Here is a 22075-nt window from a genome sequence, read left to right on the forward strand (position 1 = left end):
TATGAATTTACAATTCACGGGTATGACCAGACGTAGCATTGCTACGTCTCTACAATGATTTGGCATCGAGCTACAAAAATGTATGCAAACATAATTCATGACCAAATTCAGCAACGCCAAATAAAGATTTGAAGATTTGCATAAATCATTGAACAAATATAAAGTTGTCGCCGTTACATCAGTACAGCTGCATAATATGCGGTAATGTCTGAAAGTTACATTGGCTTTGGTGGCTTACCCCGATCAAAAGCATTGTGTCTGTGGAAGCTAAGACACCACCGATGTGCTGACAACCCTAAATTGGGAGGTATCAAATGTCAAATATTCAACTTTACTCTTCAAAGCAAACAAAATTATCACCACTACCTCTAGGAAAGCTTTATATAGGAATTGCTGCTGTAACTTGCTTAGCATTATTGAGTGCGGCTAATCCAGCTTTAGCCCACCACGCCTTGGGTAGTAAACTCCCGTCTAATTTCTTTGAAGGGTTCATATCTGGGATGGCGCACCCAATTATTGGACTTGACCATTTTGCGTTTGTCGTAGCTATTGGTTTACTCAGTATTGGACAACAAAATAGTTTTTTGATTCCCGCTGCTTTTGTATTAACCGCTATGGGAGGAACAGGAATTCACGTTCTCAATTATGATTTACCCTTTCCTGAAATCATCATTGCTTGCTCTGTGATTGCTTTTGGGGTGATGCTGGTACTGTCTCGCAAACCCAATTGGTTGGTACTGTTGGGGTTGGGCGCAATTGCAGGCTTATTCCACGGTTACGCTTACGGTGAGTCCATCGTTGGTGCTCAAATGACACCATTAGTTGCTTATTTGGCAGGCTTTACCGTCATCCAGTATGTAGTTGCTATCGGTGCTTTGCTAGTTGGTAATGCTCTCAGCAGCAGATTTGGTAGCACTAAAATGCTGCGGTTTGCTGGCTTGGCAATCTCTGCCATTGGTGCTGTATTTTTGACTACGGCGATCGCTGGCTAATCTCAGCGTTTGCTCATTCACCAGACTAATATTCCTACAATTCCCAGTCCGCAAAATCTAGCAAGAGCGATCGCTAACTTATTTTCCTGTGATGGAATCGCACTGCTTGCTGTATTCTGTGACTGGGTTATTTCTTGACTTTTTTATTTGCACATTGGCATAAATTGATAACCGTGTCAAAAGACACCTTGTCAAACCTAAAGATACAAATTTTCTGATGAAAATTACAGAATGATTCTTATTTTAAAAATAGATATTTGCAATCAATAGTTGAAAATTATCACTTGCAAAAATTGACTTCAACAAATATATTTGAATTATTGTTCATATATATTATGAGATGCTGAAGCGCCATAAAAAGCCTGAGAATTCACACTGTAGCTGTCATGATGACCATGAACGCAGTCATCATGATAATCATAACCATAAACATAATCAACATGATAAACACGACCACGATCATGGTCATGAGCATCACCATCATGGTGGAGAATTTAATCTGAGAAATGAAATTTTCTCTTTAACTGTAATATTCGGTTTGTATGGTTTGGGTTTAATTTTTGAAGAACAATTACATAATAAGTTTTATGGTATTGCTGAGTATCTGCTTTTCATTCCTGCCTACCTCTTAAGTGGATGGAGTGTATTAACCGCAGCAGGGCGTAATATCCTCAAAGGTAGAGTATTTGATGAAAACTTTTTGATGACGATCGCAACATTGGGAGCGCTGGCAATTCATAAGCTTCCAGAAGCAGTTGGGGTAATGTTGTTTTACAAAATCGGAGAATTATTTCAGGATATAGCTGTTAGTCGTTCGCGCAATTCCATAAAATCTCTTCTCGAAGTCCGTCCTGATTATGCCAACCTCAAGATAGACACAGAAGTCAAAACAGTATCTCCAGAGACAGTTAATATTGGTGATATTATCCTTGTCAAAGCAGGAGAAAAGATTCCCTTGGATGGAGAGATTATCGAGGGAAACTCTCAAGTTGACACATCAGCATTAACTGGTGAATCTGTACCGCGAACCGTAAAAGTAGGAGAACCAGTTTTAGCAGGGATGATGAACAAAATGGGACTCCTAACAGTGCGAGTCACAAAAAGATTTGGCGAGTCTTCTATTGCCAAGATATTGGATTTGGTACAAAATGCCAAAAGCAAAAAAGCTCCCACAGAGAAGTTTATTACTAAGTTTGCCAGATACTATACACCAGTGGTCGTGGTTAGCTCTTTGGCAGTTGCTTTGTTACCTCCCCTATTTATACCAGAAGCTACCCATGCTGAATGGGTGTATCGCGCTCTAGTTTTATTAGTAATTTCCTGCCCTTGTGGACTTGTGATTAGTATTCCCCTCGGTTATTTTGGGGGTATTGGTGGAGCTGCTAAACGCGGTATTTTAGTTAAAGGTTCTACTTATTTAGATACACTAACGGTAGTGAAAACAGTTGTCTTTGACAAGACAGGAACTTTGACAAAAGGTGTATTTAATGTAGTAAAAATTGTTCCTAAAAATGGCTGGAATGAGCAAAATCTACTGCAATTAGCTGCCAAAGTCGAAGCTCATTCTAATCATCCAATTGCCAAATCAATACGGGATGCCTGCGATGATAAAATTGATGCATCGCAAGTAGAAAATTACTCTGAAATTGCTGGTTATGGTATCAAAGCAGAGGTCGAAAATCGAGTAGTACTAGCAGGAAATGACCGATTATTGCATCGTGAGAACATTGCTCATGATGTTTGTGAAGTTGAAGGAACAGTGGTACACATAGCAGTAGATAATGTATATGCTGGGTACATTGTCATAGCTGATGAATTGAAAGAAGATGCTAGACAAGCTATTCAATCTCTCAAGGGCTTGGGCGTAGACAAAACAGTCATGTTGACGGGAGATGAAAATGCGATCGCTTCTCGTATTTCTCAACAATTGGGTTTAGATTCATATCTGGCAGAGTTATTACCAGAAGATAAAGTTTCTGCGTTGGAGAACATATTAAACTCGCCTGAAAAGTATAATAAAGTTGCCTTTGTTGGCGATGGCATTAATGACGCACCAGTAATTGCTAGAGCCGATGTTGGTGTGGCGATGGGTGGCTTAGGCTCTGATGCAGCGATAGAAACTGCTGATGTTGTGGTGATGACAGATGCACCATCAAAAGTAGCCCAAGCAATCCAAGTTGCTAAAAAAACTCACCTTCTTGTTTGGCAAAATATCATTTTCGCCATAGCAATCAAGGGTGTATTTATTCTGCTTGGTGCTATGGGTTTAGCAACTATGTGGGAAGCTGTGTTTGCTGATGTAGGTGTAGCTTTATTGGCAATTTTGAACGCAACTAGAGTACTGAATTAGGCTACGGTAGTGCAACTTGTACTAACTAGCTAGATAGCTGCTGACTTGATCCTTATGTCTTCGTAGAGTATTCAGAGCTTGTTTTTCTAATTGTCGCACTCTTTCTCGGCTAATGCCCATACGTTCACCAATCTGTACCAAAGAAAGTTCGTACCCGTCTGTTAAACCGAAGCGCAAATTTAATATTTCCTGTTGTTGGGGAGGAAGTTTGGACAATAAATTTTGCAGGTCTTGATTAAGGGATTTCTGAACAGTATAGTTTTCAGGAGATAATCCCTTATCCTCTAACATATCCTGTAATTGTGTATCGTACTCAGTTCCTATTCGTATTTCTAGAGAAACAGGTTGACGCGCAAACTGCAAACATTCTCGAATTTCTTTGGGTTGTAAATCCAGAACTTCAGCAATTTCAATTGTAGTGGGAATGCGACCTAATTTTTGAGATAAATCTCTTTGAATAAATTTAATTTTGTTTAGCTTTTCAGTGATATGAATGGGTAAGCGGATGGTACGTCCTTGCTGTGCGATCGCCCTTGTAATTGCCTGACGAATCCACCAGTAAACATAAGTAGATAACTTGTAGCCCCTAGTTGGATCAAATTTCTCAATTCCTCGCTCTAACCCTAAAGTACCTTCTTGAATTAAATCTAGAAGTTCTAAGTTACGTTTCTGGTATTTCTTCGCGATTGAAACTACTAATCGCAGATTGGCAGCAATCATTTTCTGCTTGGCTTTGTGTCCTTGATTTAGTAAATTAAGCAACGCTCCTTCGCTCATTTCCATCTTATTAGCCCATTCTTGTAGTGTAGGTTCACGCTTTAATTCCAGGGCCAATTTTTCCTGAACAGATAGCACAGTCATCATCTGCTGTACTTGTTTAGCCAAAAAAATCTCTTGTTCGTAGCTTAGTAGAGGTATACGCCCAATCTCATGCAGATAAGTACGCACAATATCAACTTTGGGTAGAGATTCTTTATTTTGAACATGAACTTCGCTATTTATGGAGCTTGAGTTATTCATGGGTTGCTTATTACCTTCTCCTTTGTCTCGGTTTGCAATTCCACTGTAGGGAGCAAAAGTCAAGAACCACGAAAAGAAATCTTTAGGCGACTATTAGGTATATCAACACCAGTCAGAACTGATATGTTTAAGTTAAAGCTCAGATGTTTCGGAGTTATGTCAAAGACTTGAAGAGTATATGTCAACAATAAAGTCGCCTAGCTAAATTTTGATAACTTCAAACTAATTTTTCCAATTTCTTAACTTTTTTATATATATCGAACCCGTGTAATTACTTATAGCTTGCCCTTACTCCCACTCTCCCAGCCTGCGAGAGGGTTTTACGTGGCATCTCCAGCGCCCAAAATTTTCGGTCTTCCTTTAAGGCTGTATCGTGACGAGTGTGCCAATAGTTACCTGTTCGTACAAAGCGATTACATCCTGATTCCGTAAGCGAATACAACCGTGGGAAACTGGCTGTCCAATCAATTCCTCTTGATTAGTACCATGAAACCCAAGTTGGGTTTTTCCATCTGTCCAAATACCAATCCACCTTGCTCCCAATGGGTTATCTGGCCCAGGATAGATGATTTTACCAGTTTTGAAACTCTTAAAAATAGGATTTTTTTCTTTAGAGAACACCCTGAAAGTACCAACAGGGGTGCGCCATCCTGGCTTACCTACAGCAATTGGATAGCTGACTAATAACTTGTCTAGGCGATAGACATAAACCTGGCGATCGCTCAGCTTCACAACTAAGTGAGTGTCAAGATTATTTGAATGAGTAGAAGGATTTGCTTGACCTGGAAAATATTTAGAGTTACCTGCAATTGCAGGTAACTCTAATTTATGGAATTGGTTTGTTTGAGATTGAGTCTCAGTCTCAAGCGCAATTGCTTGCTTAGAGACGCACAGCATTAGAATTGTTGCACCAAAACCAATAGAGAACAAACTTACAAACAATGACATGCCTCTACGGAAATTCCAGATCAAAGCGCCTACCATCCTGTAAATCGGCATTGTGACACCTCAGCCGACAAGATCGAACAACCGCCTTATATTCAACTGCAATAGTTTATCTGTGAGACATCCTTCACCAAGTTTGGGGAACAATCTCAGTCTCAGGAGTAGGTTGCTCTGTTGGTTGTTCTGGCTCCGTTGGTTGTGTTGGTTGAGTTTCTGGGGTAGGAGACGGAACGACTGGTACGCGCTGCGTAGTTTCCCTCTCCATAATACTTCGATATACTTCTGAAACGTTGCTCGCCCCTATTGGAGTTGGAGCTGGTGAAGGTGCCCAACTAATCAGCCACTCAGAAGGCTCAGTGTTTATCATTACCCTTTGACCGACAATCTGTCCCATATGCACCCGCTCTTCACGAGGGACAGTGACGTGTCTGCTTTCTCCATTGTCCAGCTCGATCATAACTATGTCACCAACTACACTGTAGACCCTACCAACAAGCTCTTGCTGTTCAACTTCCTGCTGTTCTTGTTGCTGTTCGATTTCCTGTTGCTGTTGTTGCTCGACGTCCTGTTGCTGCTGGATTTCCTGTTGTTGTTGGATTTCCTGTTGCTGCACTAGTTTTAATGCTTGGGGCTGCTGCGCTCTAGGTACAGATAAGGATGATAGTTGCGAAATGCTCTCTGGTAGTGCTAGAGCTTTACCTACGGCAAACAAGGGTAATAGCGCTACCGATAGTAGTAAAAGTCTGTTCCACATTTGCTTCAATCCTAATAACGATTAAGTGATAGAGGACTGAGTGTTAATCAGACAATAAATTTTTTACCATTAGGTATAAAAGTATGCACCTAAATTTTAGACATCAAAATCTTCTATACCCAAACTTCTAACTGCATTATCAGTCTTGGTAACTTAAAGCTTCCTGGAAGCAAATTTATCAGTAAAACTGGTCAAGCTTTGCGATTCAATAAACTCGACTTGATCGCGATTTGCGTCGATAGGACAGCACGTAACTGCATTTCCAAGTAAGGAAGTAACCTCCTTGACTTGACTAAAAAACCGTGCATTAACTCCTTAGTTAACACAATTTTTTAGTAACAATAAAAAAGTCTCTAAAATTTAATAATATCCAATTTAATTGGACAAGTCAATAAGAATTTGAGCGAAAATATCAATTATATAGCTATTTTCAATTCAGTGAAATACAAACCTCACCCCCCTGCCCCTCTCCTTGGTAAGGAGAGGGGTGCCCCTTAGGGCGGGGTGAGGTGTATTCTATCCAAATGCAAACCGCTATATATATTCAGTATTTTTGAATTAAATTACTTAAATGATAAACAAAATCAATTTAGTTTTCAGTCTAATTGATAGTAGAAAAAAGCAATTTTTGTATGGCAATAGCTGAGCTAGATTCCAATTTAGCCTCACTCTTAATTATATGTACTGAAAACTGAATAATCTTTGTCCCCAGTAGATGCCAATTGGGCATCTTAATCAGGATAAACTTCATCCTTGCTCAAATGGCGCGAGAGAATTTTTGATCCCGCATGATTCGATGGGCATCAAAAATAACGGCAATATTTCTGACTAATAACCGGCCGATTTCGGTGATGCCAATCTCGTTATTTGATAAGGTAACTAATCCATCTGCTTCTAGATTTTTCAATGCTTTGATTTCTTTAGAGAAATACTCATCAAAACAAATGTGATACTTGTTTTCAATGTCTTGTTTATGCAGCTTGGCGTGAGACATGATACGCATAATTACATCCCGTCTGATCGTGTCATCCCAATTCAGTTTGATGCCTTTAGCGATGGGTAACTGTCCTGCATCAATTGCCTGGTAATAATCACTTAATCGTTTGTGATTTTGAGCATAGGCATCTTCTAGCATACTGACGGATGTAGCACCAAAACCAAAGAGTTCTGCTTGCGCCCAAGTAGTATAGCCTTGAAAGTTGCGCTTGAGTGTGTAGTTGCGTTGAGCAATCGCTAATTCATCATGAGGTTTGGCAAAATGATCCATGCCAATGAAGAGATACTTGCTATTCGTCAGTTCCTCAATGGTCATTTTCAAAATCTCTAACTTCTCCTGCGGTCGTGGTAGCGCATCCTTGCAAATATTTTTTTGCACTGGCTTCAGCCACGGCACGTAGGCAAAGTTAAAGACTGCAATGCGATCTGGGTCTAATTCTATGGTCTTTTTAATTGTCTCCTTGAAGCTCTGGTGAGTTTGATACGGTAGACCATAAATTAGGTCTACATTCACACTTTGAAACCCCGCTTCCCTAATCCAGTCCACGATCTCAAACAGCATTTCCTCTGACTGGAGGCGATTCACAGCCGCTTGCACTTGCGGATTAAAATCTTGAATGCCAAAACTAATGCGGTTAAAGCCAATCTCTTTAAGAAAGAAAATGTAGTTTTTCTCTACATAGCGGGGATTAATTTCTATTGAGACTTCTGCTTGTGGGTCGATGCTGAAGTGGCGAGTTATATTGTTCCACAACTGTTCTACCTGTTCCAGACTTAAGTAATTCGGAGTTCCTCCACCCCAATGCATCTGAACTACTTTGCGATCTGCATCAAGCAAAGATGCTGTGTTCCTGATTTCTCGACCTACATATTCTAGGTAAGGTTTGACAATATTTTTGTTGTTGGAAATTACTACGTTACAGCCACAGAAGTAGCAAGCACTCTGGCAAAAGGGTATGTGAAAATACAAAGACAGAGGCGTTTTCCTTTGATTGGAAGTGGTGATCGCATCTCGAAAATCAGCTTCAGTAAATGTTTCGGTTAGTTCTGTAGCGGGTGGGTAACTGGTGTATCTGGGTGTGGGAACATCGTACTTCTTGATGATATCAATGTCGAACTTCACACCAGGAATTTGAAAAACCATTGAGTTGTTTCCAGTGAATATATTACTTTAAAGACGAAGGGGTAAGGGTTAAAGGGGAAGGGTAAAGGGGTTAAAAACCTTTTCCCTTTGCCCTTTACCCTTTTCCCACATTAGTTAGTTCGGTGCTACCACTGTTATGTCCATGGGTTAAGGCATTAAACAAGACTTGACCAATTGCTTGAATTAAATTTCCTTCTAGTTCTTGAGCCATCTGCATATTGAACCAGAACGCGTTATTAGCTTCTGCTACAATCTTTTCTGCTGTGGCATCGTCGATAGGCAGTGCGTCTAATGCCTGACGATATTTGTCTTTAAAAGCCTTTTTATCAGGAATTTCCTCAAAATTGTAAAAAGACGTACCTTGGTAATCTTCTAACTTCAAGGCTGACTGAGCAATTTTCTGTAACATTTGACCGCCAGAAAGATCGCCCATGTAGCGGGTATAGGCATGTCCGATTAACAATTCAGGTGCAGTAGCAGAAACTTCTCGAATACGGGCAATATAGTTCTGGGCTGCGGGAGATGGTTTGATTTGCTGCGATCGCCAATCTTGACCATAGTAGAACTCCATGTCTTTCTCTAAAGCGGCTTGACGATTTAGTTCCGGAAAATAAATGCCGCCAACTACGGCATGATCTTGGTGTCGTTCTATTTCCGCTTCTAGTTCGCTGTAAACGTAATACAAGTTACCTAAAAATTTGGCGAAGCAGCCTCGATCTACAACTCCTTTAAGAAAACACTTCATAAATCCCACATTTTCCGCAGCTGTGTGGGATTTATGAGTTCCTGTACGAAGTTTTATGGCTAGATTGCTACTCATTGTTTGTTCCTTCATCTCAAAACGCAAGCTGATCCCTACCAGTTCACTGTCAACGCCAGCGTTGAAGAATCGTTATTTAGGTTTAGGAAAGGATCTGCACCCGACCGTCAACTGACACCACCACCGATGCAGACCCAAGCCATGTTGATTTCTACCAAAATCATTTAACTATTAATATCTCAATAGTCATATAGTTATTAATATTTTTTCATATTTCTCAGGGGATAGCTACAGATACGCCCAGATGAAAGACCCAAAATAGTTGTGAAATAAGCATTCATACCATAATTACTTCCAGTAGCGAAGCTCATGACTAAAACTGTTTTGATAAATTAATTTAACAAAATCATCGCCATTAATAAAGTTTTATGTTTTTATAGCTGTAAAACGAAAAATTGTAATCTCCTATGGTTAAGTCTCTTCCAACCCCACAGCCGGATTTGCTGAAGCCAGGTATTAAAGCGCCGGTTAAGGAAACATTATTAACACCCCGGTTTTACACCACTGACTTTGATGCAGTGGCGCAGATGGACATTTCGGCGAATGAAACTGAGTTGCAGGCAATTGTCCAGGAATTGCGGACTGACTATAATCGCCATCACTTCGTGCGTGATGAAGAGTTTCAGCAGAATTGGGATCGCATTGACGGGGAAAAGCGTCTCGCATTTATTGACTTTTTGGAACGTTCCTGCACTTCCGAGTTTTCCGGATTTCTACTGTTTAAAGAGTTATCGCGCCGACTCAAAGATCGCAATCCCATTTTGTCAGAAGCCTTTGGTTTTATGGCGCGGGATGAGGCACGTCATGCGGGATTTTTGAATAAAGCAATGGCGGATTTTAATCTTTCCCTAGATTTGGGCTACTTGACTAAATACCGTACTTACACTTTCTTTCCTCCTGAGTGGATTATCTATACTGTCTACCTATCTGAAAAAATTGGTTACTGGCGCTACATCATTATGTATCGCCATTTAGAGAAACATCCAGAAAATCAATATTATCCACTGTTCCGTTACTTTGAGAGTTGGTGTCAGGATGAGAACCGTCACGGAGACTTCTTTAAAGCGCTACTGCGATCGCAACCTCAGTTGTGGAACAACTGGAAAGCGCGTTTGTGGGTACGTTTCTTTTTGCTATCGGTGTTTGCCACCCATACTTTGACAGTATTTGAACGGGCAAACTTTTATCAATCTATAGGCATAGATCCGCAACAGTACAACATTCAAGTCATTGACAAGACAAACGAAACCTCCGCACGGGCATTTCCGGTGATATTGAATACTAGACACCCAGCTTTTTTTGATCGGCTGGAAAAGTGTTCAGACAATAATCTCAAGCTGGCAGAAATTAACAACAGCGATCGCCCAGGTATTGTGAAGTTTTTACAAAAATTACCCCTCATCCTCTCCACAACCTGGCATTTACTGCGGCTTTACTTCATCAAACCCATTGATGCAGAAACATTGCGAGGAACAGTTGGGTAGTGGGTAGTAGTTAGTAGTTAGTAGTTAGTAGTTGGTAGTTGGTAGTTGGTAGTTAGTAGTTAGTAGTTAGTAGTTGACCACTAACCACTATCCACTATCCACTAACAGCCCTCACTAGAAATACCTTTGTTTGCGGTACTTCTCCAGACCGATCGGGATAGTTGCTTTGATTTGTAACAGATGCGTGATGCATTGTGCGATCGCATCCGTTACAAAGTGTTGTCATCAAACGCTCTTTTGTGAAAGAGCGCTAACGTTATTAAAGACACGATCTGGAGAGCAACCTTGCCTGATTCGATTCAACATGCCCAACCAAGACTAGAGTTTATTCCGCAACGCTTTAACCCAGTTGTACTCCAGCTTGCCCAATGGTTGCTGCCTTTTTTGCTACGGCTTCGGCTTCGACCGTGGTTACCAGCTGGGATTTCACGCATTGAAGTTAAGAATGCGGAAATTTTAGCCGAATTATATCAACAATTCCAGGCTGGTAAAGTTCGCTTTTTGATGGCATTTCGCCATCCAGAGGTAGACGATCCACTTTGTATGTTCTACCTACTTTCCCGAGTGGTGCCACGAGTTGCCCGCAAGCAAGGAATTTGGCTGCAATACCCAATTCATTCACACTTCATCTACGAACGGGGGATGCTGCTGTGGGCGGGAGATTGGCTAGGTTGGTTTTTCTCTCATTTGGGGGGTACTTCCATTCGTCGAGGTAAGCGACTCGATCGGCTTGGTATTCAAACTGCGCGGGATTTGTTTGCTAATGGCAAAATGCCGATCGCAGTTGCACCCGAAGGTGCTACCAATGGTCATAGTGGAATTGTGAGTCCATTAGAACCCGGTGTTGCTCAGTTAGGGTTTTGGTGTGTTGAAGACTTGCACAAAGCGAATCGTTCAGAAAAAGTTTTGATTGTACCCATCGCTATCCAGTATTCCTACATTGAGCCACCTTGGTCAAAACTGGATTGGCTGTTGAGTAAACTGGAAGCTGACTGTGGTTTGTCAGTGCAGTGCATCGATCAGTCTGATGTATCCAACCCGGAAGAGATTTTCTATCAACGCCTCTTGCGCCTAGCAGAACATCTCTTAACAGAGATGGAAAATTTTTATCGGCGGTTCTATCATCAAAACCTACCCGAACCTATCTCAATCGCTACTGACAAAACTGCCAATCCCAATCAGGTGCTGGTGGCAAGACTTCACCGCTTGCAGGATACAGCTTTAAAAGTCGCTGAACAATATTTTGAATTACAACCACACGGAAATTTTATCGACCGTTGTCGCCGCTTGGAGGAAGCTGGCTGGAGTTACATTTACCGAGATGATATCCCAGAATTAAATGCTTTACCACGCTTCAAACGAGGGCTTGCAGACTGGGTTGCAGCTGAAGCAGACTTGCGGATGCGGCATATGCGTTTGGTGGAAAGTTTTGTCGCAGTCACCGGAACCTATGTGCAGGAAAAGCCTACGGCTGAACGATTTGCGGAAATAGCGCTATTGATATTCGATACGATCGCTCGCATCACGAGTAACAAAAAACTGCCCGGACGTCCCCGGCTTGGTTGGCGACAGGTACAGATGACAATTGGTGAACCCATCTCAGTCACAGAATACTGGTCAACTTATCAATCCGATCGTCGTGCAGCAAGAGTTGCAGTTACTGAACTGACGCAAAAACTACATAGCGCTTTAGAGAAGTTGATTTCATGATTGTTCACTCAATTAGTAGCTAAGCTAAAAGGCATTTAATTTGCATTCTCAAAAAAATCAAACTCTTGTGGGGTGGGCGTCTCGCCCGCCCTGATTATGCAACTTAAATGCACATCAGCTTAATCCCAGATTTACTAAGCACCCTAAATCCTTACACCCTTCTCCAGCCCACCCAGTCTGGAAATTTTCTGAAACTGAGTGGGCTGATTTTTTATGGCATTAACTCGTCACACAAGCGATCGCCATAGACGCGCAGCAGTCGCCACTGGAGTTTAGACTAAATCGGTCATGTTCAAGAAAAAAAGGGAGTCTGATTGAATACAGTCCCCCTTTTGGCAGAAAGTGAGAAAAGAACTACCATTACTCACCTGTCAACTTTCACAAGCTGAACTTCAAGAAATCGATGCCATAGGACGTATCGTCACCGACCATTTGGATGATGGTTCGTCGGTAATGTGGAATTGATAGTTAATTGTTGATCGTTGGTCGTTGGTTATTGGTTGGGTTAGTATTTCCAAACAACAAACAACTACCAACAACCAACAAATTTATCTGTTGTGTTGAGAAGTTTAAAGACTCGTAAACTTCGGTTAAAAGGGACTTGCTAATTATTTTTGAAGTGATAACTTAATAAGTAGGACACCAAACAAGGCACAATCAAACTGAATGGGCAAATGACTCGGTGTCCCCCGTCATAAAGCCCGAGCAAGCTTTCAGCATAACGAAAATTTAAGTGGCACATTTCCCCTAAAGATTGAAACAAGGGGAGGCCAAATCCCAAAGCGGAAAAACGCAATTATGCTGGGTTTGCAACTAGTGATGTCCACCTTAGTTGTCTTCTTTTTCTAAACTTAACGAGAACATCGATTTGATCATTCAGGAGTTTGCAGAACCTGGTCACCTCTGGCCAGGTTTTTGAGTTTCTAGACAATTACCCAGCAGCGAATAAAATTGGACAGCAACATATCCTGCTGGAGAATTGATTGAATGATAAATCATAGTTTTTTTAAGAGAATAGCTGCATTGACGATTGTGGCTATACTTTCTTTTTCCTGTGAGGGAACTGTTACTAGACAAACAGAACAGACAAAAGCAAATGCTCAGCAACAGCTACAGCCAAATCTTTTTTACGGTGACATAATAATCAAAGAAGAATCAGACTATTTGATGATTCCAGTTGGTCTAGCAGATAAAAATCAGGATAGATTTAACTTGTCATCTTCGTATGAAAATCCAAAGGGTTATTATAACATTATTTTTTATTCTAAAAAAGATGGCAAAACCCATCTTTTATTAAGTAAAAAAGCAATTATTCATGCTTTCGATTTATTAGATTACAAAAAAGCAGGTAAATCCTCCACTAAATTTTGGTTATATCAAATAGTTGATAGCGATACTAATGGAGATAAAAAACTAGACTACCAAGATGCTAGGATAGGCTATATATCTGATTTTTCAGGTAAGAATCTCAAGCAAATTACACCAGATAATACTCAGATTCTGAATTCAACTATTGTGCAAAGTGCAGGCGCAATTTTTATCAAAATTCTCAAAGATTCTGACAACGATAAAAAGTTTACAGAAAAAGATGAGACAAATTTTATCAAGGTTAATCTTGATAATCCCACCGTTGGCTCTGAGATTATTAATGACGAGATAGAGCAACAAATTAAATCTTTAGTTGTAAAATAACTTAGTTGCTATAAATATTTCTCGTAATAACTGTTAGTAGTTAGTAGTTAGTAGACAACTACTAACTACTAGCGAACCCAAATCTTAGTAGAGAAGACTATTTTCCTCTTAGTGTCTTAGTGTCTCAGTGTTTCAATCATTCTTTTTTCACCACCCTCCGGGTACTCTACGAGAAGCCGCCCACAAGGGGCGTCTACACCAGTCCCCCCTAAAGGCAGAAGCCCTTACAGGTTCGGAATCGCTCATGGGGGAAACCCCCAAGACCGCGTTCCTCACCAAGACGAGGGCTGGACTCACCAAGACACTAAGGCACCAAGAAAAATCCATTTCCAAGACTCACACCTTGACAGGGGTACTACTAACCACTAACTCATAACTACCGAACAAACCCAATCCCGCAGCAGAGAATTGACCTGATCTGGTACTTCGTCATGAGGACAATGGCCTGCCCGCAAGAAGTGTTCTGTCAGTTCAGGATAGTATTGCCGAAACTTCTGAGAACGTTCTCTCGCTTGCATCCAAGGATCGGCTTCTCCCCACAATAGCAATAACGGACAAGTTAATTGCTTTAAGAGGATATCAACTTTTTCTCCTTGGGGAGTTCTAAAGACCGAGGAAAACACATCAAAAGCACCCCGATCGCAAGCAGGGCGATAAATTTCTTCTACTAATTGGTCTGTAATCGCGCTTTTGTCAAGATAAACCTTCTCTAATGTTTGACGAATTATCCTCTTTTGCCGCACGTATTGAAATAACAGAAACTGGGCTAAAGGTTGTTGAAAAATCCACTTGGCAACATCACCCAACAGTTTTTGTAACGGTTCTGGTTGTTGTTGGGGTGGTTCAATTTGGGCTTGCAATGCTTCCGGTTCAGCTGTAGGCTGCTTCTCGCTAAACGGGCCTGCACTGTTGAGTAACACCAAACCAGGCACTGCATCAGAACGTTGGGCTGCAACACACAAGCTAGCATAACCACCAAGGGAATTACCCGCTAGTACTGCTTTTTGACCTATTACTTGCGTAATAAAGTCATACAGTTGATCGCGCCACAAGTTACCGCCATACTCCAATTTTGGCTTGGCTGAACGTCCGAATCCCAACAAGTCGATCGCCCAAACTTCAAAATCGTTACACAGTTCGGCGATATTTTTGCGCCAGTGGTCAGTAGAAGCACCAAACCCATGCACTAATAGCAGAGGTGGACGTTGGGGCTGAGGTTTTCCTGCTTGTACGTAGTAAACATTATGCCCTCGCCACTGCCAATATTTGCCGGGAATTGGGTTTGTAGAGAAGGCTGTCGTTGCCTGCATGATTCCAAAGAAATATTAAGTATATTTTATTAATTTTAATAATTTTATTTGAGCTTTTGTAGATGCTAGGCTGATAATTTACATTTTAATAGCTCCAAACACAAGTTTCTCACTTTTTATTGTCCTTGGTGTTCAGGCGGTTTAATTTCTTAAGGAAATGCAACAATTAATTACAGGCAAAACCAAATTGCTAGGAGTGATTGGGCATCCAGTAGAGCATTCACTATCACCAGTGATGCACAATGCAGTGATCGCTCACTTGGGACTGGATTATATCTACCTTCCCTTTCCGATTAAACCAGAGGATCTACAAGCCGCTATTGCTGGTTTTGCAGCTATTGGGGTTGTGGGGTTTAGCGTTACAATTCCTCACAAACAGGCGATATTACCTTTTTTATCAGCGATCGAACCAATTGCCCAAGCTGTGGGAGCAGTCAACACTGTTGTGCGTAAACATAACCAATGGCTTGGTACAAATACTGATGTGGAAGGATTTCTTGCTCCTTTGCAAACATATCACCAAGACTGGAGTCAAAAAATAGCAGCGATCTTGGGCAATGGTGGTGCAGCGCGGGCAGTTGTAGCAGGTTGTACGCAGTTGGGTTGTGCAGAAATTCATGTTGTTGGGCGCAACGTGCAGCGGTTAAGAGAATTCCGCAAGAGTTGGGAAAATTCACCCCTAGCAGTTAATCTTGACATCCATAAATGGGAAGAATTGCCACAGTTAATTCCGCAAGCACACTTACTAGTGAACACAACTCCTATTGGCATGTATCCCAAGGTGGAAGAGTCGCCTTTGAGTGCAGAGGAAATGGCAGATTTGCAACCAGGTGCGATCGCCTATGATTTGATTTACACCCCAAATCCGACGAAATTTTTACAACAGGCGCAACAGGTGGGTGCAATAGCTATAGATGGATTGGAAATGCTTGTCCAACAAGGCGCAGCAGCGTTGAAAATCTGGTTACAACAGGAAACTGTGCCTGTGGATGTGATGCGTCAAGCTTTGCAAAAGCATCTGGGTTTGGGGTAATAGGAAGTTAATAACTGGAGTTTAGACTAAATCGGTCATGTTCAAGAAAAAAAGGGAGTCTGATTGAATAGTGAAGCAACGTCTCTGATTAACTCAGCCCTGCTTTGTATGCCTTAGTCTAAACTCCAGTCGCCAACCAACTTTAATAAGTAGCTCTGATGGATACTATTTACCTTTCTGTGTCAAGCTGTATTGACTGTTTGTAACAATATCGTTATATTTATTTACATAAGTCAACAATTAGAAAACAAAACGGAGAAACAAACCATGTACACCACAGTTAACGAAGATGGCATTCTCAACAACTACGCAACTGAACCTGAAATGTATTACGCTGCTTATCCCTCTCCTGAACAGCAAAATCGCTACGCTTTGGCTGGCGCAGTTGCGGCCTTATTCGTCACCGCTCTAATTTTGGTTGCTTTTGTGGTTAGCTAATTGAAATAACTTGCGCGCGCGTATTAATAACAAACTTTGACACGAAGGTGTTGGTTGTTGATTGTTGCAAACAACAAAAAACTAATAACAACCAACTAACAATTATTTATACCGCTCTAATTCAGTAATGCGGTAACTGTATCTTTTATCTCCCATCACATCAATAAATATACTTCTCCTAATTCCTAACCTCGGCGTCATAGCTGAGGTTATTTATTTTTACTGTCAAAATTGACACTAATATACTAATATTTATTTTTCTACAAATTTAAGCGATCGCTAGATGCAAAAATGCATGGCAACCTATAATCGACTAAGTGTTGGAACCGAGAGATAGAACTGTGGATGCAGTCTTAAAGCGATCGCACGAACTCAAACAAGCCTTAGTCGATTTCGTCTTAGATGCAGATGGCGAAATGGCAGAAGCGCTGGAAACCTATGCAGCGGAACAGTTACGCCGTGGTGCAGGGGATTCGGTGCAGCAGGAGTTGGCTATTGACAGCTTTGTAATAGAAGGCAGAGTCGGGGACAAGTCACCACTGGATGTGTTTATACAAAATCATCCAGAATTACCCCAGAGCGATCGCAACTTACTTAACAGTTGGCATCAGAGTTTCACTGGCTTATTTGCCATCACAAAAATTCTACCTGATGGCTTTGAATTGATGAACTGGCTCACAGCCAAACACTACATCGTCAAACCAAATAGCACCAAAACACAACAGGAAATGTCTCGGTTGAAAGAGGGGGAAATTTTACTGACTCGTATTTCTCCCGTTACCGACACCTATTGGACATTTTCTGGCCCCTACACACAGATGGGCAAATTAGGTAAACCGAAACTTGCCGTTGCAATTGGCAATTTCAAAGATAACTACAAAAATCACCTTTACAGTGATGCTCCCGACTTGCTAGAAGAAGCTTGGCAGTCGGTAGTAAAGTATAATCAGCAGTTTGTTGAGTTTTTTGGTAGCGATGAAGTTACAATGCCTGGATACCAACTCAACAAAAAAATAGCTGAACTCCAGGAAATAACGGCAGAGAAAAGTTTAGCAGAAGCAGGTATTGATCCCTCTAAATCATTGGCAGAAATAGCACAAGAAGCAGGAGTGGACGAAGAAGAAATCAAAACAGCAGCCCAAGAAATGGGTACTGACGCCAAAGTAGTAACCCAATTACTCAATAACAAAACTACCACTGCCAAGATGGTAATGCCAAAAGTTGATTTACCTGCCGAACTCAAGAAAGCAGAAGAGGTGACAGCGCTTTCTCATCCTCGTTGGGGGCAGATGTTTTTACCAACCTACAATAAAGTCAAAACAATATTAGCAGCAGAGGATTGGCAAAGCATTGAAGGTGCTGAGAAACTCATTCGCCACTATCTGGAAGACAAAAAGATCAATGCTTTCATTTGGTATCGCTTAGCCGCAGAGTACCCAACTTCACTAGAAAAGATATTGCAAACAGTTCTACAGCGTCCAGAGTTTAGCTTAGAAAATGATTTAGATGCACTGTTGCAAGAGTATGGTAAACCTATAGAGCCAGAATTACCAGAAATTGCCAGCGTACCCCTACATTTACATAATCTATTTCAAGAAGCCCTTGGAGAAGTTCAAAAATCTAAATCCAAGAGTAAGGGGCAAAAGAAGGCAGTAAAAGGTTTCCAAAAATTGTAAGAGGATGCAGAAGCAATAGCTAATCTTGCATGATGTAGGGAGATTTCCCTATAAATTGAGGAGAGAAAACAGTGAAGGCGCTAAGCATACACGATAAAGATAAAATAGCAGCTTTCCTCCGTCGCCATCCGTTTCTTCATCTATATTCTCTAGGAGATTTAGATGACTTTTTTTGGCACTACACGGCTTGGTACACCTTCACCAAAAATGACGAAATTACACAGCTAGCTTTGCTATACACTGGAACATCTCTACCTGTTCTGCTGGGACTGACTGAAGAACCCACAGATTTGATGAAAGATTTGCTGCATTCTATAATTCATTTGTTGCCAAAGCGGTTTTATGCTCATTTGAGTGGGGATGTGGCAACTGTGCTTGCAGATGATTACCAAATAGTATCGCACGGTCTACATCACAAAATGGCTTTGACCAATTTGGCGAGTTTAGATGCGTTTGATACTTCAGATGTTATATCCCTGTCAGTCGCAGATGAGGCGGAATTGAAAGAATTCTATCGTGTCAGCTATCCAGAAAATTGGTTTGAACCGCGTATGCTGGAGACTGGCCATTATTATGGCATCAGGCACGGAGGAGTTCTGATGAGTGCAGCGGGTGTGCATGTGTACTCTCAATCTTACAGAGTAGCAGCATTGGGAAACATCGCCACACACCCACAGTTTCGCAAACAAGGATTAGCGAGGGTAGTCTGTGCCAAGCTGTGCCAAGAATTTTTGCGAAAAGTGGATTACATAGGTTTGAATGTTAAGGCTGATAATAGTAGTGCGATCGCCTGCTACACTAAACTGGGTTTTGAATGCGTCAATACCTATGAAGAGTATTCCCTCCAGTTAAAGCCAACGGCACTATAGATATCCCTAACTTTTCCAAATGCGTCTGTTGAGATTTAAGTCTTCCGCAATTCCCAGCATCAACTGGATGTTTTCAAAAAATTCCCGCATTGGGGTAAAGTAATTTTTCGTAAAAATACCTGAATTAAATCAGAAAAAATTTTGTAATGCCAAAGCGTATATATACTTATACCAATTGAAAAAATGATTGCAATAGATGGATTTACATAACCCATACCCAGGAGGGTTTCCCAATCCAAAATCTAAAATCCAAAATCCAAAATGGTATTACGGACGAAAATGCCTGGTTTAGCCTGCGAGGTTGCCTGTTGTGAACTTAACCGGTCTTGATACAGATAGTGTCAGCACGGGAACTCTAAGGGAAGCTTGATTCATAATCCGGTTTCTTGAGCATGCAGCACACAAACTCCAGGTGGTTTCAGCAACTTCCCTTACAACCGATTCTCATTGTTCCCTTTTTGCTGCAAATCCTTGTGGCAGTCGGGTTAGTCGGATATCTCTCATTCAAAAATGGGCAAAAGGCAGTCAATGAACTTGCTAACCAGTTGGTAGACAAAGCCAGCCAACAAGTCGACGATCATTTGGATACGTACTTAGCCTTGCCTGTCCAATTAACCCAGATGAATGTCGATGCGATCGCCAACGGAGAATTGAATCTCAATGACCCTATCGTCAGTGGGCGTTACTTTTGGAGACAAGCCAAAGCCTTTAGGAATCTCAACTATATTGGGTATGCCCTAACGGATGGAAGAGAAGCAGGAGCAGGGCACTGGGTCAAAGGAGTTGATCTGCTGCTCTACGAAAATCTGGGAAAGGAGCGAGCCTCAGACTACATCGCTGACGATGAGGGCAAACGTGCTGAACTTTTACAACGCTATGATTACAATCCGTTAACAGAGTCTTGGTACAAAGATGCTGTTGCGGCAGGCAAATTCCTTTGGAGTCCAATTGAGGCAGCCGAGAATAGTAATGCGGCTATCACAGAGACTGGAAAGGCTCTGCAAACTCAAGGTAATGCATTAGATGGTGGGCTTGAGTATTATGTTGCAGTTTCTGCTGCGGCCCCGTTCTATGACAAAAATCGTAAGTTGCTGGGCGTTACGAGTATTGAGCTAACACTAACTAGTATTAGTGATTTTCTCCATCGTCTAAAAGTTAGTCGCTCCGGACAGGTCTTTATTATGGAACGCAGTGGTTTGTTGGTGGGCAGTTCCAGCAACTATCCGATTCTGTATAAGGCGAATGAGCAAGTCCAACGATTCAGCGTTCTCAATAGTCCCGATCCGTTAATTCGTGCTGTGGCTCAGACGTTGCAAAAGCGATTTAATACGTTTCAAGCCATTCAGAAAAATCAAGAGCTTAAAGTCATGCTGAATGGGCAGCGTCAGTTCGTTCAGGTGACTCCGTGGCGAGATCAGCTGGGCTTAGACTGGCTTGTGGTTGTAACAATGCCCGAATCTGACTTTATGGCACAAATTAATGCCAATACACGGATCGCGATCTTCCTGTGTTTGGGGGCGGCGGGTGTTGCCGCACTATTGGGATTTTTGACTTCCCGATGGATTGGTGAACCCATTTTGCGTCTCAGTCAAGTGTCTGAAACAATTGCCACTGGACAGCTACAGCTAGCTCAACAGATCAAAGTCACGGGTATTCGTGAGTTGAATACACTCGCTCGATCGTTTAATCACATGGCAGAACAGCTACAGGCATCATTTGATAAGTTGGTGCAGACAAATGCAGAACTGGAAAACCGAGTCGAAGCACGCACAGCTGAACTGCAAACTGCACTTCAAAATTTACAACGCACTCAAGCACAAATGGTGCAGAGCGAGAAAATGTCTGCCCTCGGTCAAATGGTGGCAGGCGTGGCACACGAAATTAATAATCCCGTTAACTTCATTCATGCCAACCTTACTTACGTCAGTGAATACACTCACGATTTGTTGCACCTGACGCAGTTATATCTAAAACACTACCCCAATCCGCCGTCAGAAATTGCAGATGAATTGCAGGCGATCGATTTTAGCTTTTTAGAAGAAGACTTGACCAAAATATTGCGATCCATGCATGTAGGAACCGATCGCATTAGTGATATTGTTCTTTCTCTGCGTAACTTCTCTCGCCTTGATGAAGCCGAATTTAAAGCAGTTGACATCCACGAAGGCATTGATAGTACCCTAATGATTCTGCACCATCGCCTGAAAGCTAAACCAAATTATCCAGATATTCAAGTGATAAAAAAATATGGTCAATTACCACTGGTGGAATGCTATGCCGGACAACTTAATCAGGTATTTATGAACTTAATCAGCAATGCAATTGATGCATTAGAGGAGCGCGATCGCAATCAAACAATCGACGAAATCAACAATAGCCGCCCCGCCTGCATTTGGATAGACACCGAAGTAATTCGAGATCAATGGATTGCAATTCAAATCGCAGATAACGGTGTGGGGATGAGTGAGGAAGTGCGATCGCGCATTTTTGATCCCTTCTTCACAACCAAACCTGTAGGCAAAGGGACAGGGTTAGGCTTGTATGTCAGCTATCAAATCGTGACTGACAAGCATGGTGGTAAGTTGTGGTGCGAGTCTACACTAGGACAAGGAACGAAGTTTGTCATAGAAATTCCAGTCCAATTGTTTAAAATAGACAAATAATAGTTTAATGCATATGTGCATCTGTGCTTGTAAATACCCTAACACTGGATTGTTGCAATTGGCGTTGCTGAATCAAGATATGAATTTACAATTCACGGATATGTAGAGACGTAGCAATGCTACGTCTCTACAATGATTTGGCATCGAGCTACAAAAATGTATGCAAACATAATTCATGA

General features: G+C 41.6%; 17 protein-coding genes and 1 pseudogene. 11 read left to right on the top strand and 7 right to left on the bottom strand.

Features of this window, described 5'->3' with window-relative positions; genetic code table 11:
• Window positions 1-314: 314 nt before the first annotated feature.
• Together HXY43_RS10510 and HXY43_RS10515 are read left to right on the top strand one after the other, a co-directional pair.
• Window positions 315-992 (top strand): HupE/UreJ family protein, encoded by a 678-nt coding sequence (locus HXY43_RS10510; RefSeq protein ID WP_290883088.1) that lies wholly within the window; start codon window positions 315-317, stop codon window positions 990-992.
• Between the two features lie 340 nt (window positions 993-1332).
• Window positions 1333-3342 (top strand): heavy metal translocating P-type ATPase, encoded by a 2010-nt coding sequence (locus HXY43_RS10515; protein ID WP_290883090.1) that lies wholly within the window; start codon window positions 1333-1335, stop codon window positions 3340-3342.
• A 21-nt stretch (window positions 3343-3363) separates the two neighbouring features.
• Here the strand turns inward: HXY43_RS10515 and HXY43_RS10520 are convergent, their stop codons facing one another.
• From HXY43_RS10520 to HXY43_RS10540, 5 genes are all read right to left on the bottom strand, one after another.
• On the bottom strand, window positions 3364-4362 hold the full coding sequence (locus HXY43_RS10520) for an RNA polymerase sigma factor, RpoD/SigA family (protein ID WP_290883092.1): 999 nt from the start codon (window positions 4360-4362) through the stop codon (window positions 3364-3366).
• 360 nt (window positions 4363-4722) lie between these two features.
• Entirely contained in the window at window positions 4723-5361 is a 639-nt protein-coding gene (locus tag HXY43_RS10525) for a L,D-transpeptidase (RefSeq protein WP_290883093.1), read from the bottom strand.
• A 73-nt stretch (window positions 5362-5434) separates the two neighbouring features.
• A complete protein-coding gene (locus tag HXY43_RS10530; RefSeq protein WP_290883094.1) occupies window positions 5435-6061 on the bottom strand; it encodes a hypothetical protein in 627 nt (208 codons plus the stop codon).
• Between the two features lie 757 nt (window positions 6062-6818).
• Window positions 6819-8201, bottom strand: coding sequence for an oxygen-independent coproporphyrinogen III oxidase (hemN, locus tag HXY43_RS10535; protein ID WP_290883096.1), 1383 nt, complete (start codon window positions 8199-8201; stop codon window positions 6819-6821).
• A 94-nt stretch (window positions 8202-8295) separates the two neighbouring features.
• The gene (locus HXY43_RS10540) at window positions 8296-9021 is read right to left on the bottom strand and encodes a heme oxygenase (biliverdin-producing) (RefSeq protein WP_290883097.1); all 726 of its coding nucleotides are present in this window, start codon (window positions 9019-9021) and stop codon (window positions 8296-8298) included.
• A 407-nt stretch (window positions 9022-9428) separates the two neighbouring features.
• Between HXY43_RS10540 and acsF the strand changes: the two genes are divergently transcribed.
• The gene (acsF, locus tag HXY43_RS10545) at window positions 9429-10505 is read left to right on the top strand and encodes a magnesium-protoporphyrin IX monomethyl ester (oxidative) cyclase (RefSeq protein WP_290883099.1); all 1077 of its coding nucleotides are present in this window, start codon (window positions 9429-9431) and stop codon (window positions 10503-10505) included.
• 94 nt (window positions 10506-10599) lie between these two features.
• Here acsF and HXY43_RS10550 read toward each other — a convergent pair whose 3' ends face one another.
• Window positions 10600-10731 (bottom strand): hypothetical protein, encoded by a 132-nt coding sequence (locus tag HXY43_RS10550; RefSeq protein WP_290883101.1) that lies wholly within the window; start codon window positions 10729-10731, stop codon window positions 10600-10602.
• Between the two features lie 59 nt (window positions 10732-10790).
• Here HXY43_RS10550 and HXY43_RS10555 point away from each other — a divergent pair, with 59 nt between their 5' ends.
• The 3 genes and pseudogenes from HXY43_RS10555 to HXY43_RS10565 all read left to right on the top strand — a co-directional run bounded on the left by HXY43_RS10555 (window position 10791) and on the right by HXY43_RS10565 (window position 13907).
• Window positions 10791-12215 carry a 1-acyl-sn-glycerol-3-phosphate acyltransferase gene (locus tag HXY43_RS10555; RefSeq protein WP_290883102.1) on the top strand — a complete coding sequence of 475 codons (1425 nt, stop codon included), beginning with the start codon at window positions 10791-10793 and terminating at the stop codon, window positions 12213-12215.
• A gap of 372 nt (window positions 12216-12587) precedes the next feature.
• Window positions 12588-12680 (top strand): annotated as a pseudogene (locus tag HXY43_RS10560) (aldo/keto reductase); the annotation flags it as partial.
• Between the two features lie 522 nt (window positions 12681-13202).
• Window positions 13203-13907 (top strand): hypothetical protein, encoded by a 705-nt coding sequence (locus tag HXY43_RS10565; RefSeq protein WP_290883103.1) that lies wholly within the window; start codon window positions 13203-13205, stop codon window positions 13905-13907.
• 365 nt (window positions 13908-14272) lie between these two features.
• Here the strand turns inward: HXY43_RS10565 and HXY43_RS10570 are convergent, their stop codons facing one another.
• On the bottom strand, window positions 14273-15217 hold the full coding sequence (locus HXY43_RS10570) for an alpha/beta fold hydrolase (RefSeq protein ID WP_290883104.1): 945 nt from the start codon (window positions 15215-15217) through the stop codon (window positions 14273-14275).
• A 157-nt stretch (window positions 15218-15374) separates the two neighbouring features.
• On the opposite strand from HXY43_RS10570, the gene HXY43_RS10575 reads away from it, so the two are divergent.
• From HXY43_RS10575 to HXY43_RS10595, 5 genes are all read left to right on the top strand, one after another.
• The gene (locus HXY43_RS10575; protein ID WP_290883106.1) at window positions 15375-16250 is read left to right on the top strand and encodes a shikimate dehydrogenase; all 876 of its coding nucleotides are present in this window, start codon (window positions 15375-15377) and stop codon (window positions 16248-16250) included.
• A 267-nt stretch (window positions 16251-16517) separates the two neighbouring features.
• Window positions 16518-16688 carry a ssl1498 family light-harvesting-like protein gene (locus HXY43_RS10580; RefSeq protein WP_290883108.1) on the top strand — a complete coding sequence of 57 codons (171 nt, stop codon included), beginning with the start codon at window positions 16518-16520 and terminating at the stop codon, window positions 16686-16688.
• A gap of 341 nt (window positions 16689-17029) precedes the next feature.
• The gene (locus tag HXY43_RS10585) at window positions 17030-18364 is read left to right on the top strand and encodes a hypothetical protein (protein WP_290883109.1); all 1335 of its coding nucleotides are present in this window, start codon (window positions 17030-17032) and stop codon (window positions 18362-18364) included.
• A gap of 71 nt (window positions 18365-18435) precedes the next feature.
• The gene (locus HXY43_RS10590; protein ID WP_290883111.1) at window positions 18436-19233 is read left to right on the top strand and encodes a GNAT family N-acetyltransferase; all 798 of its coding nucleotides are present in this window, start codon (window positions 18436-18438) and stop codon (window positions 19231-19233) included.
• 392 nt (window positions 19234-19625) lie between these two features.
• Entirely contained in the window at window positions 19626-21896 is a 2271-nt protein-coding gene (locus HXY43_RS10595) for an ATP-binding protein (RefSeq protein ID WP_290883112.1), read from the top strand.
• Window positions 21897-22075: the final 179 nt, after the last annotated feature.

The sequence above is a fragment of the Fischerella sp. genome (assembly GCF_013388695.1).
Lineage (GTDB): Bacteria > Cyanobacteriota > Cyanobacteriia > Cyanobacteriales > Nostocaceae > PCC9605.

Bases quoted from the DNA above. Each gene is read 5' to 3' on its own strand.
- HXY43_RS10515 (WP_290883090.1), top strand. From the start codon at position 1,333: ATGCTGAAGCGCCATAAAAAGCCTGAGAATTCACACTGTAGCTGTCAT.
- HXY43_RS10540 (WP_290883097.1), bottom strand. From the start codon at position 9,021: ATGAGTAGCAATCTAGCCATAAAACTTCGTACAGGAACTCATAAATCC.
- acsF (WP_290883099.1), top strand. From the start codon at position 9,429: ATGGTTAAGTCTCTTCCAACCCCACAGCCGGATTTGCTGAAGCCAGGT.
- HXY43_RS10530 (WP_290883094.1), bottom strand. From the start codon at position 6,061: ATGTGGAACAGACTTTTACTACTATCGGTAGCGCTATTACCCTTGTTT.
- HXY43_RS10595 (WP_290883112.1), top strand. From the start codon at position 19,626: ATGCAGCACACAAACTCCAGGTGGTTTCAGCAACTTCCCTTACAACCG.
- HXY43_RS10570 (WP_290883104.1), bottom strand. From the start codon at position 15,217: ATGCAGGCAACGACAGCCTTCTCTACAAACCCAATTCCCGGCAAATAT.
- HXY43_RS10525 (WP_290883093.1), bottom strand. From the start codon at position 5,361: ATGCCGATTTACAGGATGGTAGGCGCTTTGATCTGGAATTTCCGTAGA.
- hemN (WP_290883096.1), bottom strand. From the start codon at position 8,201: ATGGTTTTTCAAATTCCTGGTGTGAAGTTCGACATTGATATCATCAAG.
- HXY43_RS10510 (WP_290883088.1), top strand. From the start codon at position 315: ATGTCAAATATTCAACTTTACTCTTCAAAGCAAACAAAATTATCACCA.
- HXY43_RS10580 (WP_290883108.1), top strand. From the start codon at position 16,518: ATGTACACCACAGTTAACGAAGATGGCATTCTCAACAACTACGCAACT.
- HXY43_RS10565 (WP_290883103.1), top strand. From the start codon at position 13,203: ATGATAAATCATAGTTTTTTTAAGAGAATAGCTGCATTGACGATTGTG.
- HXY43_RS10575 (WP_290883106.1), top strand. From the start codon at position 15,375: ATGCAACAATTAATTACAGGCAAAACCAAATTGCTAGGAGTGATTGGG.
- HXY43_RS10550 (WP_290883101.1), bottom strand. From the start codon at position 10,731: ATGACAACACTTTGTAACGGATGCGATCGCACAATGCATCACGCATCT.
- HXY43_RS10520 (WP_290883092.1), bottom strand. From the start codon at position 4,362: ATGAATAACTCAAGCTCCATAAATAGCGAAGTTCATGTTCAAAATAAA.